We start from the raw sequence: 446 nt of genomic DNA, 5'->3' as shown, positions 1-446 counted from the left end.
CATCCTGATATGGATGCGGCGATCGTTATTGCGAGGGAAGACCAGACGGGTACAAAAAACCTGGTAGGTTATATCGTCAGCAAAAAAGCGATCGGGCTTACCGATCTGCGTCAGTGGCTGGCTGGTAGCCTGCCTGCTTATATGATCCCTGCTTACTTCGTGCAACTGGACAGCTTACCACTGAATGCCAACGGTAAAGTAGACCGCCGGCAGCTGCCCGCTCCGGAAGACTTTGGACTACCCACCGGTACTACGTATATACCTGCCCGTAATACAACAGAAGCGCAGCTGATCTCCATCTGGGAGCAGGTACTTGGCAGAACGCAGATCGGTGTTAAAGATAACTTCTTTGAGCTGGGAGGCCATAGCCTGAAAGCCACGAGACTGGCCAGTTTGATCCACAAGGCCTTTGAAGTGAAGCTGCCATTAAAAGTACTTTTTTCCAA

1 protein-coding gene is annotated in these 446 nt (G+C 50.9%); it reads left to right on the top strand.

The window, feature by feature from the left end; all coding sequences use genetic code 11:
• Window positions 1–446: phosphopantetheine-binding protein (locus tag AC1DFM_RS34800; protein ID WP_477081384.1), on the top strand; the 446-nt coding region annotated here is incomplete at both ends.

Source organism: Chitinophaga sp. 05T412, from assembly GCF_056396465.1.
The sequence above is the reverse complement of the archived record's forward strand: the minus strand, read 5'-3'. Positions and strand labels throughout refer to the sequence as shown.